Below are 12,788 nucleotides of genomic sequence, written 5' to 3'. Positions count from 1 at the left end.
CGGAAGTGGGATCTCTGAGAGAGTGTCGGTCTGCCCTCTGCGACATTTTCAAGCAAGGCGATTTCGTACCTGTCCAGGAAGTTGATATGCCGCCAGAGAATGGGTGACAAACGCGCTATGTTGCGGGGCTTGTGACAAGGTCCTGCATGTAGATAACGTTGTTGCACGGGTAGGTCATTGGATGTAATTGGAAAGCTTGTTCGTCTTCATAAATTTGACAGGAAAAAGTATCGCGCCAGTCTCAGTTTAACGGCGGGTGTAATACCGCCGATGGCTATATTGGGTCGCTCATTGTTGTCAGTCCAGAGCCAATTGTTTGTTTGTGCCTGAACTTGGTCGATTATTTCAAAGCAATTGTGATCGCTCCACCCCAACCAAACGACCCAGTTATACCGCCCGGCACATGCATTCTGCGCGTCGCTGAACGAGATTTCTTCATAAAATTAATCCTCAATATGAGGCAACACTATCTCTACTTTCAAACGCGATCAACTTCAGAGGATTACCGTGTATTGGCATCAAATCGCAATTTTGCGACAGAACCTCAAAATGTGTCCATCCCCAATTGAGTAATCCCAAAGAAGACGGCTGACAAACTTGCCCGCATATTCTCCAGCCTGCTGCTTGCGATCTGCCTTCTTGCCTGCACCTACTTGCGATACTGCTGGTACACTAGACCCGCGCTGCGCAATCGCCCGCCGCCATAGCCGTCCGATCTGATCGCCCCAGCCTCGACCAGGCTCTTGAGCTTACCTAGACACTTGGCTTCCACCCGCGCCCGCGCGTCATCCTTGATTTTCAGCTGACGAAAATAATTCTTGCGCAGCGTCGGGTCAGTGATACTCAAAGCTGAAGGAATTTCACTTTAGGTTTCTTCGAATTTCAGTAACTGAATGATAAATCTACGTTTTTCGTCAGTCGACCTGTGAGGTGGTCGCCCTTGCCTTCCAAAACCCTCAGGTATTGGGTCGCCTAACAGCTCAAATTCAAAGGCGGACAAAAAAAATCTCTCCGTGAATTGGGGTCCGGTAAAACGCTCGAGCCCCCCGGACTTTTGACCCACCCCCCCGTAACTGAGCAGGTCAGAGTGTCAGCTACGGGTACCCCGCGTTTGGGTTGTTTTCCGGTTATGACATCCGATGCACACGCACTGGATATTCGCCGGTTCCAGTCCCTGCCCCGCTATCACGGCACTCAATGATGCGGTCAGATATCAGCTTGTCTTGCCGCTTGGAGAAATCAGCACCGCTGGTCTCACACGATAGCTGTAAAGCTGCTTCATATCGTGGGCCAGCGCACGCCATGCCTTCGTCAGGTAAAGCGGATCGATACTGACGATTAACGAAGTTCCACTTTATCAGCTGGCACAATTGCCGTTGTGGTTCGGCCAAACGCTTTCAGCTCTACCTTCAGCGTTTGTCCTCCCGCTCTAAGCTTGCTCACTACACCCTTGAGTGTAGCCCCAACTCCAGCCACAAGGAGGATATCACTTCCCACGCTAAAGAGCTGACCGGTCGTGGGCTTTTTACCGACCTGAGCTTCACAGGCGGTTTCCAGAATACGAAGCATCTCAGCGAGAGGTACACGGTGGGGAGCCTGCTCTTGGGAGCATGCCAATATCTTTTCCACACCGTCGCAGGACCGCACCTGATCACAGCTCCCCCTCTCATTACAGTCTAAACCAACAAACAGATAGCGCGGAAACATTGGGCCACTGACGTCAATAACTTTGCCGGATCGCTTCACTTTTCGTATCGCAGGTATCTTCGGCAAGTAGGCAATCGCACCCGTGGCAGTGATGCTTGCGTGTGCTCGATCCTCACAGTTTGGATTGGTTTGCACCACAATCCATTCAAGCGATGATTTAGTCATCAGGGCTCGTAGCAGCATGTAGTCCTGCTCGAGAGCTTTATTCCCGGCATTGGGCGCAGTCATCTTCATTCAGCCGCCTCCTGTTTCGTCGTTCTCTCACCCGTAAGCCGAGCATGTGCGACCTCAAAGCTCGCCAATGCCGCGCTCACAGCCTCAAGCGTTGATGGGAATTCCCCGGCAAGCGGCTTGGGCATGTACGCCCAATCAGGCAGATCGCGATCAGGTCCAAACCAAGGCCAGCCGCGTTCTTCGTGAAGCCGCTTCCAGGCTTGCCAGACCTCGTTGCCAACCCGCACCGCTGCAAACTCATCAGCAAGTGGTGCCAAGTTTGCCTTTGACGGTAATGCCGCTACCTCGGCGGGAGGCCTGATTGTGCATATCCACCACCCGAGGCCAGCCATACAGCGCCAACCGCCGGAGCTTTTCCAGCCGCGCATCTTCGCCGCCGCCACGCAGAATTCCCTCAATGAACGGGGTTGGTTTGGAGAATTTCCCATAGGCTGGTTGCAGCAGATCAGCAAACCGATAAACACCCCAGAGCTTGCCGTAAGCCTTGGCAACCTCAACAGAACCGCCGTTGCTCCCACCCACTTCTGGAAGCTTCTCCCAGCGCTTTTCTGAGAGATAAACCGCAAATGCGCAGAACTTCTTGCGCCCCTCGGATTTGGCGTGTTTGACATAGGCACCAACCAATTCCCCAGCCTTTTCCCGATCACCACCGTTTAATCCAAACCAAGCTTTCTCAGCCGTATCTGAACTGTCGCTCACAAATGTTGGCCACGTCGCATGAGCCCTTTTCAGCCTTCGAACCCACGTTTCGTGAGTGACAGTGCCGCTATTGTCATTTTTATCATTTTCAACTTCACGCGCGCACTCTCTCCTCTGGACTGGTATTGGATTGGATTGTTAAGTGGACTGTTCTTATCTTGGTCCACCTCGTGCACCGCCTTAGGTCCACCACGTGCACCACCTTCATCCACCTCGTGCACCACCTTTTTTGAGGGAGCTGGTGCAGGAGGTGCACCGCCTTTTTTCTCAAACTCAGCATTTTTGACCATACGCTCAGATGTGCTGGGAGCGACTAAATCACGCTCTGGCCACCGCGCGACATACTCTTGGCGCTTCCATCTTTGCCCTCGAAAGCCATGCTGTGAGACCTCAATCCAACCAGCCTCTTTTGCTATGTCGATATGCTTCAAAACTGCATTCTTGCTGTAGCCGCTGTACTCCACCAAGTCCTCTATGGAAGGGTAACAACTCTCGCCAACCGCATTCATGAACATGCTCATAGCTTGCAATACGGCTCTTGTCGGCCCCTGAAGATCAGACTTGCAGAAGGCTTGCCGCCAACTCCAGGCCTTTCGGTCTTCGCTCATGTCCAGCCCTCCACTTCCATCTCTGGAAGCTTGGGCATGTACTCGTTCCGCTTCAGCTTCTCTCCCAAGGGCCCATACTTGCGAATTCCCAACCACCCACAACGCTCGGCATTTCTAAGATGCTTGGTCACAATCGGCATGCTCAGGCTGGTGTGCTCAGCAAGATCACGAACCGAAGGCGAGCAAACTTCGCCAACGCCCGCCGCAAACAGACTGATTGCGTGCAACACCAGATTAGTGCTGGAAGGCAGATGACATCGCGAAAACTCACGCCGCCAGTCTGTGAGAGTCTGGACTTCACGCATTACAAACCTCCGTTGGCTCAGTTCGGGAGAACAGCGGACCAGCATCCAAATCAGTCGCTGCTTGTTGTGATTTCAGTTCATCAGGCCCCATCCAATCTTGCGCGATGCGCTCCTGCGCTATCGCTGCGTAGTCTGGATTGAGTTCAATCAGGATCGCCTGTCTGCCAAGACGCAGCGCGACAAGGCCAGTTGTGCCAGCCCCGCCAAACGGATCGAGGACAACGCCGCCTCTTGGGCAACCCGCCTTAATACACCGCTGCGCCAACTCTGGCGGGAAGGTTGCAAAATGAGCCTCGGGAAATGGCCGCGTTGCCACATTCCAAACTTCAAGTGGAGCAGGTTCAAAGTTACGAAGATTTCGATGCGTCCTCTTCTCAACTTCATCCCCCATATAAGAACACCAATTCTTATGGCCCTGGCCTGCTTCCTCTATCGGAGGGCGCCGCTTTATCCCTCTCGATTTAGTTCCGCCAGATACTGGCTGTCGAACCGCTTCGGCATCGTAGAAATAGCGAGCCGATTTAGTAACGAGCCAGATTTTCTCATGAGCACTTGCAGGCCTGTCACGAATGCTTTCAGGCATCGGATTAGGCTTTGCCCAGATGATCTCACCGCGCACCCACCAGCCCGCATCTTGCAGCGCAATTGCCAGTCGATTGGGCACCATGCAGAGATCTTTCGGCTTCAAGCTGCCTTGAATTGTCGAGAAAGGTTTTTGCGTGAAAGTTCGGTCATCTTTTCCGCTTCGGATCCGCCCATCAGCATTCGCTTTGTGCCCTGCCGGAGTGGTGGCGTAGCAGTCGCCGTAATTGATCCAGCAGGTGCCTTCTGGTTTCAGTACGCGTCGAACTTCCTCGAACACCTCAACCATCTTATCGATATGCTCTTTAAGCGTTGGCTCAAGTCCCAACTGCCCTTCAACGCCGTAATCCCTCAAGCCCCAGTAAGGTGGCGAGGTCACGACGCACTCAACGCTGTCACCAGGCACCTCGCGCAAACGCTCAAGCACATCACCCAACCGAATTTGACAGGGCAAATCACCAATACGGATGGTTTCAGGAGAGGTCATGCAACATCCCTCCCAACCAATTCCGCAGATCGACGTTCAGCCGATTGCGTGATGCAATTGGCAACGCAAAAAGTTGCAGAGAGCCTTGCCGGATGCGCCAACATAGCAAAGCTCTCTGCGCACACTGGCAGGAAAGGAACAGCCAGCATGAGTGAGATGGAAACCGAGGAAAGACCAACTGCACAAAAAGCAAAAGAGCTTATAGACTTATTTGCAGAAGCAGATGAGAGCACAAAACATCTCATTCCTAAGATAGTTAGCCTTAGTGAGGAGATCGATGCAATTGAGGTCGTCACTAAGAAAGCAAACGATGCGGTTACAGCATTCAACCAACTAGTTCGCCTCAGCGACAACGAGATGGCGAACTTTATGATATCTACAAATAATAGAAAAAATCTCCCGAATTTTCTCATCAAAACTAAAGATGAAGAAGAGACATACCGCTGCATAAAGGAAGTTTGCGACATGTCCTTCATAGCCCATGTCACCCTGCTTTCACTTAGAGTTAACATCGGTTCTAGTTTACTAGAATATCTAAAACACCTGCCCAAACTCGCCGGTTCAAAATTCGAAAAACCGGAGATCAGCATGACCATAAAGGTGGCGGAATAATCTGTACCGGAAGCGCCAGCGCTCGGCATAGCTAGCAGCCGCCAACGAGATGCCAGAAGGAAGAACTTTGCAACGGATCGGTGTTCACTTGACATCCCCTAGCCCTCACCTGCCCCGTCCGAGATGGACGCTTTATAGGCTGAGAGGTACTTGGCGTATTCGCGTTGAGCGACTTCGAACATGCCGACTATGCGGTTGTGTTCGGCTGGGGTGATTTCCCAATCGGCGGCAGCTTCCGTGGCGGCTTTTATCGCATCGCATGCCGCCCTCACCATATCTAAGGCACATGCTGCAGGGACCTTGCTGGTTGGCGCATCCAGTTTGGTGGCGACGTAGCCAAGGGCTCGCAGATGTTCCAATGTGAACACCGGATCGCTCCCTATGGAGACCAGCTCTTCCTCAAGCTTTACCAAACTCATCAAGGTGATGTTGCCTGCTTCATTCACATCCGGCCATTTTTTGACGGTAGTCAAACCGAGATCCAAATAGGCAGCGGTACATTCCTGCCCACCAAATGCTTTGATGAGCTCTCTAGTTTGGCGGCAGATCCAGACCTTACGTCCGTAGCCAGTTCTGGAATTACTCATGTGTACCCAACCCCCTCTTGCAGCCCAAAGATCCTTCAACCAGCAAACGATAAGATCATAGCCATGATCAGATTTTCCATCCGCAGGGCGTGGCCGTTCATCAATTGTGTTTGCGGTGGTTTAGAGACATAAAAAGCATTCAGAGCAGCAGACCGAATACCGCCAATCAGTTGGCACTCTTAGAATACGCCGTGAGTACCAATCGCTAATGGCCTTGCATCACGCATTTTGCCTGCGTTTTACGTGCATTGACGAAGTTAACCAGTCCCCGGAGTGTAGAAAGCCGAATATCGCAACCATCTGAGAGGTTCTTATGAAGCTTGGAATACCCAACAGACTCCTGCCCCAACGCGGTGCGGGAAATTCCAAGTTCGAAGCACGCCGCCTCAAAATATTCCAAAACCTGCGAGCGGCTTGGAATAGACATTTCAGCCCCAAGTTTTGTGTGTTCTTCGTTCGCCATGGTACCTCGCAAGTCAGATTGCGAGATTAAAATAAGGAGTATACTCCCTATTTGTAAACATATTATAATCCCGTAGACACTTATAAACTAATGGATTAATTTCCACCCATGCAGAATTGGCGAGAAAACCTTAACAATATCATGAAAGAGCGCGGCACAAACGCCCGCCGAGTTTCGCTATCCATCGGCAAGAGCGAAGATTACGTCACTAAACTTCTAAAGCTAAACACCCCTTCAATTGAGGCGTTTTCAGACTTAGCGGAGCACTTAGGCGTCAGTCTTGCTTCGCTCTATTACGGCCCCACAAGCGACGAGTTAACAACGCAGCTGATTGATGAATTTTCTAAGCTTAACGAAGAAGAAAAAAGATATGCCTTGAAAATACTCAAAGGCTTTTCGAAGACTTAGGGCGCTCAATACCTTTTCTGGAAATCAACTTAATCACTTCCAAAAAAGCCTGCTTCTCACCTCTTGTTAGCCCTTGAAGTAGCCTTGCGAATTCCAGATCATCACACCTACACATAGCGACACCCCTAAAATTACCCTTGCGTAAATTCACATGATTTGAATTCCAAATCAAATTGACCACCTTCCCAATTTGAGCACCAAAGCAACCACACAGTGCTGAAAATCCTAAGAAAACCGCCAATACGTCAGGAAAATTAGGAGTAAAACCTCCCCAAAATGAAGAAACGCCCTTAAAGTTTTGCCATTTTTGTTATTGCCATCCCCATTTTTTCCACAAGCTGATTGATACATGCATCTAAGTCACAATCAGCGCTTGCATCACCCCCTCCTCCCAGCACCAGCTCCGTGAGCTCATAGACATACCCGCGAGGCGTCAGCCCCCTTTCGAGCAAACCTGCCGCCACAAATTTATCCAAACTTCGCTGCACAGTAAAAGTGGATATGGAAGTAAGCTCACTCACTGAAGCAACCGTAGGCAGATTATCGGAGCGCAATTCAGCAGCCACTGCAAGCAGAACAACCACCTCACCAAAACTACTTGCGCCACTTAGTTTTCGAACCTCAAGCATACCTTCAAGTAGAGCATCAGCCACAAGCGAAACCTTCGCCCGACGCTCCCGGCAACAACATTCCATCGCGCCCATTTAACATATCAAGTTCGCAGGCTGCATATAAATATCGCTCACAACAGCACTTCCCACCCCCCTTAATATCCATATGTCATATTTTGACATATGGATGATACTCCAGTTTATAATTTACATATGGATAATACTCCATATTGTAAGGGCATATTCCAACTGGAGTTTTCTCGATGCCTAGCGCCCACATCATCTCATTTCCCACACCTCATAAGCTTTGCCCTCTTCGCGTTGTAAAATCTACAACGGCGATTGGTGAGGAGGCTCTTGTTATCTCCTCCGAAACACATTCAGAACTCTGCTTTGCCCGCGATGACTTGCGCGAAATGATCAAGCTCTCACCCGATAAAGCCGCACCCATTGCAAACCGCATCTACGCCCTGCGCGAGACCCTTGATGACGCGCAAGTAGGTCTCACAAAGCTCCTGCAGAAAATGGGCCGTACTTAGGAGCGCATGATGCCACGCAACATGTCCTTCTCCATGACCACCCAGCAAATGCGAGAGCAGACCAAGACGGTAACCCGTCGCTTCGGTTGGAACTTCCTGAAAGCTGGAGAGGTGGTCAACGCCGTTGAAAAAACCATGGGGCTGCGCAAAGGCGAGAAGATCAAGCTCCTCTGCCAGATCAAAATTCTGAGTGTACGCGGTGAGCCTTTGAACGCAATCACCCAAGAAGATTGCGCACGTGAAGGCTTCCCAGACATGAGCCCCGACAACTTCGTGCACATGCTGATGCAGCACTACCGTGTTGACCCTACACAGTCCGTAAACCGCATTGAGTTTGAGTTTCTACCCTGAGGAACTGACCCATGAATAGCATTGATAACGACGTATTTAGTGATCGCTGCAACGTGCCTCTGTTCCTCTTTAGCGAGAGCATAAAACTGGCGGTTCTGGTTGCTTTAGGTATCGGCCTTCTCCATTTGGCACCCGCTCTCGATGATGCGGTAATCCAAGCCAAACAGCAGAGCATTCCTTCAAGTTTTGTCACCTCCCAGATCGCCTCTTTTGATCAAACTTCCAGCCGCTAACTCAGGGTATTGCAATGTCAGTTCAAACCATCAGTGTGCCCAAAGCACCGCTATTCGATCACATGAATATGCCGCTCGATCAGATCCCCACACGAGGGCAAGAGCTCATCATTGACGCCTTTGCGGGCGGCGGCGGAGCCTCAACAGGTATTGAGATGGCTTTGAGGCATTCTCCAGATATAGCGATCAACCATTGTGTGAAAGCCCTCGCAATGCACGCACAGAACCACCCGGACACCATCCATTTGCCGGAAAGTGTGTGGGAAGTTGATCTCATGGCCTACACGAATGGACGCCCAGTAGGTTTGCTGTGGGCTTCTCCAGATTGCAGGCATTTCTCACGAGCGCGGGGTGGGAAACCAACCTCCAGTTCGGTTCGGATGCTAGCCTGGTCCGTGGTGAATTTTAGCCAGAAGTTAGGGTCTAAGCGACCCCGCATCATCATCCTTGAAAATGTGCCTGAATTTAAAGGATGGGAAGATTTTGATGTATGGAAAGCTGCTCTTGGTAAGCTTGGCTACAAAACGGAATTCCGTGAACTAAAGGCTTGTGATTACGGCGCTCCAACCATCCGCAAACGCCTGTTTATGGTCGCCCGGCGCGATCGCAAAGCTATTCGCTGGCCTGATGCAACTCATGGGGATCCAAAGAGTGAGGCTGTTTTAGCCGGCGAGCTTCTGCCATGGAAAACGGCAGCGGATTGCATTGACTGGTCTCTTCCTTGTCCCTCAATTTTTGAGCGCAAACGCCCACTGGTTGATAACACAATGAGCCGCATCGCTGCGGGTATCAAAAAATTTGTGATGGATACGCCTGAGCCGTTCATTCTCAATATGAGCCATAGTGGGAGCCTTGAGCCACTTACGAAGCCATTCAGCACGATTAAGACTGAAAAAGGCGGGTGCAGAGCACTTGTTGCACCGTATCTGCACAAGTACTACGGACCAAAAAAAGTGGGAGAAGTTCGCGGGCACCTATTGAATGAACCTGTGCACACCGTGACGACAGAAAATCGTCACGCGCTTGTTGCTGCCTTTTTAGCTCAGCACAATTTTGATGTCGTGGGACGGGCAGCGGATGCGCCACTTTCTACAATCACAGCAAGGGCAACACAGCAAACCCTCGTCACCAGCCACCTGATTAAAATGCGCGGTACCTGTAGGCATGGACAAACAGTTACAGAGCCAATGCCGACACTTACCGCTGGTGGAAACCATGCAGGTGAAGTGAGGGCATTCCTGACCTCTTACTATGGCTCCAGTATTGGACAAGTTGCTGATACGCCGCTTGGGACCGTGACCACCAGAGACCGCCACGGATTGGTGTGCGTTGATGTCGGCGGTGAGCCTTACATCATAACAGACATTGGCATGCGCATGCTCACACCGGCAGAACTCTATAGAGCGCAAGGTTTTCCAGAGGATTACCGCATCAGCTTTGACTACAACGGCAAGCCTTTTCCGAAAACAGAGCAGACAGCAAAATGTGGCAACAGCGTTTGCCCACCAGTCGCCAAAGCAATTGTCGAAGCCAATCTTCCTGAACTCATTTCTCATGAGGTCGCAGCATGACTATGATTGCCACTGACCAAGCCATTTTAGCACGTGTTCGCCACGGCATGAGCCTCAACCGGACCGCTCAGATTTACGGTGTTTCCACGCGTTATGTCGCTGCACTCTATTCTGCGTCCAAAGGTCTGCCCTCTGCTTTCCCCGCTCCTAAACAGGAGGAAAAGCAGAGAGCAATGTGCCCTGTGTTTTTTGATATGCCGCTGGAAGCACAAGACATTGTACTTAAGGTCAAGGTGCAAAACGATACATCGCTCGATGCAATCTTCAGAACACACTGCAACATCCCGGCAGCAATATCAGCGCGCAAGCAGCTCTTTTATGAACTGGCAGGCAAGCTTGGCTGGTCCGTGCCCACAATTGCAATCCACACGCAATACTCAGAACCATGTGTTCGAGGCGCAATCAAGGATCACTGCAGGGAAAATAACCTCTCTCAACCCACATCATGCCGCACCAGACCACGTGAGGTAAGCAATGCCCTATAACCCAGTCTTCTTGCCGCTGATCTGCTGTGTGAACCTTATGAGGATGTGGCAAATCTGCTTGTTTGGTAATCAGCCAGTTCTCTATGGACGTTCTTTGCAGCAGGAGAGCAAAAAATGAAATGCATCTCCTGTAACGGATACGGCACAACAGACCACTGGGGTTTATCTATTAGCTCCTGCGAACGCTGTAATGGCAAAGGGTCGCTGGACATTGAAGAGCTAGATCCAAAGGCTCTAAAACCCGCTGCAAGAGTGTACTGGCAACTCATTCGCTCAAGCCCTGAGCAAGCTTTTGAAGACCTTTCAAACACTGAGCAAATCAACCTTGCATGGGATGCCGCCGCAATTGTGCTGGCTTACCAATCCAGTGCAGTAAGGGACGCTTCATAATGACAAATGCCTTATTCGCATCCGGCCTTTCCAGAAATGAGCAAAAGCAAGTCCTGAAGCACGAGAGAACCAATCGAAAGGTTGGAAGGTGGGGAGCGTGGGAGCTTATCCAATTCCAAAAGGGCTCAATAGGCCGCAGCTGGGCAGCAGATTTTGCTCAGGCTCACATAAACAACGTCTTCAGCGTACTCGACCGAACCCTCGCAACTGGTGTTCGTCATCTTGCAATAACGTCCCTCTCAGGAATCCGCCCATCTTGGCCTGAAATGCAACGCATCAAGGATGAACTCGCCGGACCAGAAGCCACCGCTGTAGAGGTTTATCCACCCAAGGAAGAGATCGTTGACGGAGCAAATATGTACCACCTCTGGATCGTAACAGCTCCTCTGCCCTTCACTCTTCACGGAAGAAACAGGAGCACACCATGAGATTGGAAACAGAGGTCAACCCCATTCACATCGGCATCAGTTTAACCTCCAAACCCGAAGCTTTGGCAGAGGTACTCAGCGCCATAGCAGTTAATGCCCCCAGTGGCCTGGCAAAGCAGGTCAATGAGCACATGCCGGATGCCCTGCGTGATCGCACATCAAACCTGCTTGAAAAGCTCCTAATCGCAATTTCGACTTAAGTCCGGAGAGATGTTATGGCCCGCAAGCCAAGCATTACACAAGCTGAGATGACCCGAGTAATAAAGGCAGCAAAAGCTTGCGGCCTAACATTACACGAGTGCGTCATAACCGGCTCCGAAACAAGGCTGGTCTTCTCCAAAGTTGACGCCGGGAAAGCCTCCCCTCAAAATGGAGCACCTAAACCGTGGCCAAGGCAATCAGCATGAAGATCAAATACCCCGGTCTAATACGAGAGGTTCTACCCTCAGGGAACACTAGGTGGCGCGTCAGAGTTGAGAGACAAAAAACAAAAAGAATTGTCCTACACGTAGCCCCAGGAGATCAATCTTTCCAAGAAAACTACCTTGCTGCAAGGCGCGGCATTGAAATAAAGCCAGAGATGAAATTAGAAGATCGCGCCCTAAAAGGCTCTGTGAGCTGGCTAATTTACTGCTATCTTGAAAATCTTGGACAAGACGTTAAGGAAGGCGTGTACTCTCAGGCCACATTGAAACAACGCGAAAACCTCTTAAGCCGCCTTCATAGTGACTATGGAGATTACGATCTCAATATGCCTCAAACGGCAGTTGTCCAAATCCGCGATGGTATGAGAGCAACACCGGGCGCGGCAGACAACATGACCAAAGCTTTACGCTCGATGTTTACATGGGGAGGATCGGTAGGTCATTGCACGTCCAACCCAGCAGTAGGGGTCGGCAAGCTAAATAGGAATTCCAAAGGCGCAACACCTTGGACAATTGATGACTTGAAGAAATACAGGCAGGTACATCCACCCGGCACAACAGCACACCTCTGTTTAACTCTTTTTATGTTCACAGCGTGCCGCATCTCCGATGCAATCTGGCTTGGAAGAGAGCTTGAATTTGAAAGATCTGGAATCCTTGGATTAGGCTGGCAACCACGCAAGAAGGGCTCGGCATATGTAGAGATCCCAATGCTCCCCCCACTACTGCAGGCGACAAGAGCAGCCAAGATCCAAGGCAAAACCTATCTTCTAACAGAGCACGGACAACCATTTGCTTCACCAGAAAGCCTTCGTAATCGTTTCAAAAAGTGGTGCGATGTAGCTGGATTAGCAAACCGTAGCTCGCATGGTATCCGCAAAGCAACAGGACACCTCCTAGCACAAGAAGGCTGCACCCAATACCAGATCATGACTATCCATGGACATTCAGAAGCTAAGACATCTGAAATCTACACAGAAGGTGTCGAGAGATGGAATCTCGCCCGCGCTGCTATGGACAATCTGCGTGGCATGGAATGGTAAAGTGTCCCACGCACTTATTT

21 protein-coding genes are annotated in these 12,788 nt (G+C 50.7%); 11 read left to right on the top strand and 10 right to left on the bottom strand.

Annotation, left to right across the window (positions count from 1 at the left end; translation table 11 throughout):
- Nucleotides 1–649: 649 nt before the first annotated feature.
- From BLS62_RS23635 to BLS62_RS23605, 7 genes are all read right to left on the bottom strand, one after another.
- On the bottom strand, nucleotides 650–847 hold the full coding sequence (locus tag BLS62_RS23635) for a hypothetical protein (protein ID WP_093187026.1): 198 nt from the start codon (nucleotides 845–847) through the stop codon (nucleotides 650–652).
- Between the two features lie 491 nt (nucleotides 848–1,338).
- Nucleotides 1,339–1,941, bottom strand: a complete 603-nt coding sequence (locus BLS62_RS23630) for a transcription termination/antitermination protein NusG (RefSeq protein WP_093181746.1) — start codon at nucleotides 1,939–1,941, stop codon at nucleotides 1,339–1,341.
- Complete coding sequence (locus BLS62_RS23625) at nucleotides 1,938–2,198, bottom strand: hypothetical protein (RefSeq protein ID WP_093181749.1); 261 nt, start codon at nucleotides 2,196–2,198, stop codon at nucleotides 1,938–1,940. The genes BLS62_RS23630 and BLS62_RS23625 overlap by 4 nt, the downstream gene beginning before the upstream one ends.
- Nucleotides 2,182–2,640 (bottom strand): hypothetical protein, encoded by a 459-nt coding sequence (locus BLS62_RS23620; RefSeq protein ID WP_093181752.1) that lies wholly within the window; start codon nucleotides 2,638–2,640, stop codon nucleotides 2,182–2,184. Before BLS62_RS23620 ends, BLS62_RS23625 begins: the two co-directional genes overlap by 17 nt.
- A 29-nt stretch (nucleotides 2,641–2,669) precedes the next feature.
- Complete coding sequence (locus BLS62_RS23615; protein ID WP_093181755.1) at nucleotides 2,670–3,248, bottom strand: helix-turn-helix domain-containing protein; 579 nt, start codon at nucleotides 3,246–3,248, stop codon at nucleotides 2,670–2,672.
- On the bottom strand, nucleotides 3,245–3,553 hold the full coding sequence (locus BLS62_RS23610) for a helix-turn-helix domain-containing protein (protein ID WP_093181758.1): 309 nt from the start codon (nucleotides 3,551–3,553) through the stop codon (nucleotides 3,245–3,247). Before BLS62_RS23610 ends, BLS62_RS23615 begins: the two co-directional genes overlap by 4 nt.
- A complete protein-coding gene (locus BLS62_RS23605) occupies nucleotides 3,546–4,622 on the bottom strand; it encodes a DNA-methyltransferase (protein ID WP_093181761.1) in 1,077 nt (358 codons plus the stop codon). The genes BLS62_RS23610 and BLS62_RS23605 overlap by 8 nt, the downstream gene beginning before the upstream one ends.
- Before the next feature lie 57 nt (nucleotides 4,623–4,679).
- On the opposite strand from BLS62_RS23605, the gene BLS62_RS23600 reads away from it, so the two are divergent.
- Complete coding sequence (locus BLS62_RS23600) at nucleotides 4,680–5,234, top strand: hypothetical protein (protein ID WP_143521562.1); 555 nt, start codon at nucleotides 4,680–4,682, stop codon at nucleotides 5,232–5,234.
- A 98-nt stretch (nucleotides 5,235–5,332) separates the two neighbouring features.
- On the opposite strand, the gene BLS62_RS23595 is transcribed toward BLS62_RS23600, so the two are convergent.
- A complete protein-coding gene (locus tag BLS62_RS23595; protein WP_093181767.1) occupies nucleotides 5,333–5,821 on the bottom strand; it encodes a hypothetical protein in 489 nt (162 codons plus the stop codon).
- Nucleotides 5,822–6,026: 205 nt separating this feature from the next.
- Nucleotides 6,027–6,284: a hypothetical protein gene (locus tag BLS62_RS23590; protein WP_093181770.1), complete on the bottom strand. Its 258-nt coding sequence runs from the start codon at nucleotides 6,282–6,284 to the stop codon at nucleotides 6,027–6,029.
- Between the two features lie 108 nt (nucleotides 6,285–6,392).
- On the opposite strand from BLS62_RS23590, the gene BLS62_RS23585 reads away from it, so the two are divergent.
- A complete protein-coding gene (locus tag BLS62_RS23585) occupies nucleotides 6,393–6,692 on the top strand; it encodes a hypothetical protein (RefSeq protein ID WP_159436542.1) in 300 nt (99 codons plus the stop codon).
- Between the two features lie 290 nt (nucleotides 6,693–6,982).
- On the opposite strand, the gene BLS62_RS23580 is transcribed toward BLS62_RS23585, so the two are convergent.
- Nucleotides 6,983–7,321: a helix-turn-helix domain-containing protein gene (locus tag BLS62_RS23580; protein WP_143521563.1), complete on the bottom strand. Its 339-nt coding sequence runs from the start codon at nucleotides 7,319–7,321 to the stop codon at nucleotides 6,983–6,985.
- 245 nt (nucleotides 7,322–7,566) lie between these two features.
- Between BLS62_RS23580 and BLS62_RS23575 the strand changes: the two genes are divergently transcribed.
- From BLS62_RS23575 to BLS62_RS23535, 9 genes are all read left to right on the top strand, one after another.
- Entirely contained in the window at nucleotides 7,567–7,842 is a 276-nt protein-coding gene (locus BLS62_RS23575; RefSeq protein WP_093181777.1) for a hypothetical protein, read from the top strand.
- A 9-nt stretch (nucleotides 7,843–7,851) separates the two neighbouring features.
- A complete protein-coding gene (locus tag BLS62_RS23570; protein ID WP_093189502.1) occupies nucleotides 7,852–8,193 on the top strand; it encodes an ASCH domain-containing protein in 342 nt (113 codons plus the stop codon).
- Nucleotides 8,194–8,204: 11 nt separating this feature from the next.
- Nucleotides 8,205–8,426: a hypothetical protein gene (locus BLS62_RS23565; protein ID WP_093181780.1), complete on the top strand. Its 222-nt coding sequence runs from the start codon at nucleotides 8,205–8,207 to the stop codon at nucleotides 8,424–8,426.
- Between the two features lie 14 nt (nucleotides 8,427–8,440).
- A complete protein-coding gene (locus BLS62_RS23560; RefSeq protein WP_244283610.1) occupies nucleotides 8,441–9,997 on the top strand; it encodes a DNA cytosine methyltransferase in 1,557 nt (518 codons plus the stop codon).
- Nucleotides 9,994–10,482, top strand: coding sequence for a hypothetical protein (locus BLS62_RS23555; protein ID WP_093187024.1), 489 nt, complete (start codon nucleotides 9,994–9,996; stop codon nucleotides 10,480–10,482). Before BLS62_RS23560 ends, BLS62_RS23555 begins: the two co-directional genes overlap by 4 nt.
- 114 nt (nucleotides 10,483–10,596) lie before the next feature.
- Entirely contained in the window at nucleotides 10,597–10,872 is a 276-nt protein-coding gene (locus BLS62_RS23550) for a hypothetical protein (RefSeq protein WP_093187022.1), read from the top strand.
- Nucleotides 10,872–11,300, top strand: a complete 429-nt coding sequence (locus tag BLS62_RS23545) for a DUF7694 domain-containing protein (RefSeq protein ID WP_093187020.1) — start codon at nucleotides 10,872–10,874, stop codon at nucleotides 11,298–11,300. Before BLS62_RS23550 ends, BLS62_RS23545 begins: the two co-directional genes overlap by 1 nt.
- Complete coding sequence (locus BLS62_RS23540) at nucleotides 11,297–11,500, top strand: hypothetical protein (protein WP_093181786.1); 204 nt, start codon at nucleotides 11,297–11,299, stop codon at nucleotides 11,498–11,500. Before BLS62_RS23545 ends, BLS62_RS23540 begins: the two co-directional genes overlap by 4 nt.
- Before the next feature lie 185 nt (nucleotides 11,501–11,685).
- Entirely contained in the window at nucleotides 11,686–12,768 is a 1,083-nt protein-coding gene (locus BLS62_RS23535) for a tyrosine-type recombinase/integrase (protein WP_208991060.1), read from the top strand.
- The last annotated feature ends 20 nt before the right edge of the window (nucleotides 12,769–12,788 follow it).

Source organism: Pseudovibrio sp. Tun.PSC04-5.I4 (assembly GCF_900104145.1).
Lineage (GTDB): Bacteria > Pseudomonadota > Alphaproteobacteria > Rhizobiales > Stappiaceae > Pseudovibrio.
This window is presented reverse-complemented; position numbering and strand designations above follow the sequence as displayed.

Excerpts from the sequence above, each read along its gene's own strand:
- BLS62_RS23630 (WP_093181746.1), bottom strand. The coding sequence starts at position 1,941 with ATGAAGATGACTGCGCCCAATGCCGGGAATAAAGCTCTCGAGCAGGAC.
- BLS62_RS23615 (WP_093181755.1), bottom strand. The coding sequence starts at position 3,248 with ATGAGCGAAGACCGAAAGGCCTGGAGTTGGCGGCAAGCCTTCTGCAAG.
- BLS62_RS23610 (WP_093181758.1), bottom strand. The coding sequence starts at position 3,553 with ATGCGTGAAGTCCAGACTCTCACAGACTGGCGGCGTGAGTTTTCGCGA.
- BLS62_RS23605 (WP_093181761.1), bottom strand. The coding sequence starts at position 4,622 with ATGACCTCTCCTGAAACCATCCGTATTGGTGATTTGCCCTGTCAAATT.
- BLS62_RS23595 (WP_093181767.1), bottom strand. The coding sequence starts at position 5,821 with ATGAGTAATTCCAGAACTGGCTACGGACGTAAGGTCTGGATCTGCCGC.
- BLS62_RS23590 (WP_093181770.1), bottom strand. The coding sequence starts at position 6,284 with ATGGCGAACGAAGAACACACAAAACTTGGGGCTGAAATGTCTATTCCA.
- BLS62_RS23585 (WP_159436542.1), top strand. The coding sequence starts at position 6,393 with ATGCAGAATTGGCGAGAAAACCTTAACAATATCATGAAAGAGCGCGGC.
- BLS62_RS23580 (WP_143521563.1), bottom strand. The coding sequence starts at position 7,321 with ATGCTTGAGGTTCGAAAACTAAGTGGCGCAAGTAGTTTTGGTGAGGTG.
- BLS62_RS23575 (WP_093181777.1), top strand. The coding sequence starts at position 7,567 with ATGCCTAGCGCCCACATCATCTCATTTCCCACACCTCATAAGCTTTGC.
- BLS62_RS23570 (WP_093189502.1), top strand. The coding sequence starts at position 7,852 with ATGCCACGCAACATGTCCTTCTCCATGACCACCCAGCAAATGCGAGAG.
- BLS62_RS23565 (WP_093181780.1), top strand. The coding sequence starts at position 8,205 with ATGAATAGCATTGATAACGACGTATTTAGTGATCGCTGCAACGTGCCT.
- BLS62_RS23560 (WP_244283610.1), top strand. The coding sequence starts at position 8,441 with ATGTCAGTTCAAACCATCAGTGTGCCCAAAGCACCGCTATTCGATCAC.
- BLS62_RS23555 (WP_093187024.1), top strand. The coding sequence starts at position 9,994 with ATGACTATGATTGCCACTGACCAAGCCATTTTAGCACGTGTTCGCCAC.
- BLS62_RS23550 (WP_093187022.1), top strand. The coding sequence starts at position 10,597 with ATGAAATGCATCTCCTGTAACGGATACGGCACAACAGACCACTGGGGT.
- BLS62_RS23545 (WP_093187020.1), top strand. The coding sequence starts at position 10,872 with ATGACAAATGCCTTATTCGCATCCGGCCTTTCCAGAAATGAGCAAAAG.
- BLS62_RS23540 (WP_093181786.1), top strand. The coding sequence starts at position 11,297 with ATGAGATTGGAAACAGAGGTCAACCCCATTCACATCGGCATCAGTTTA.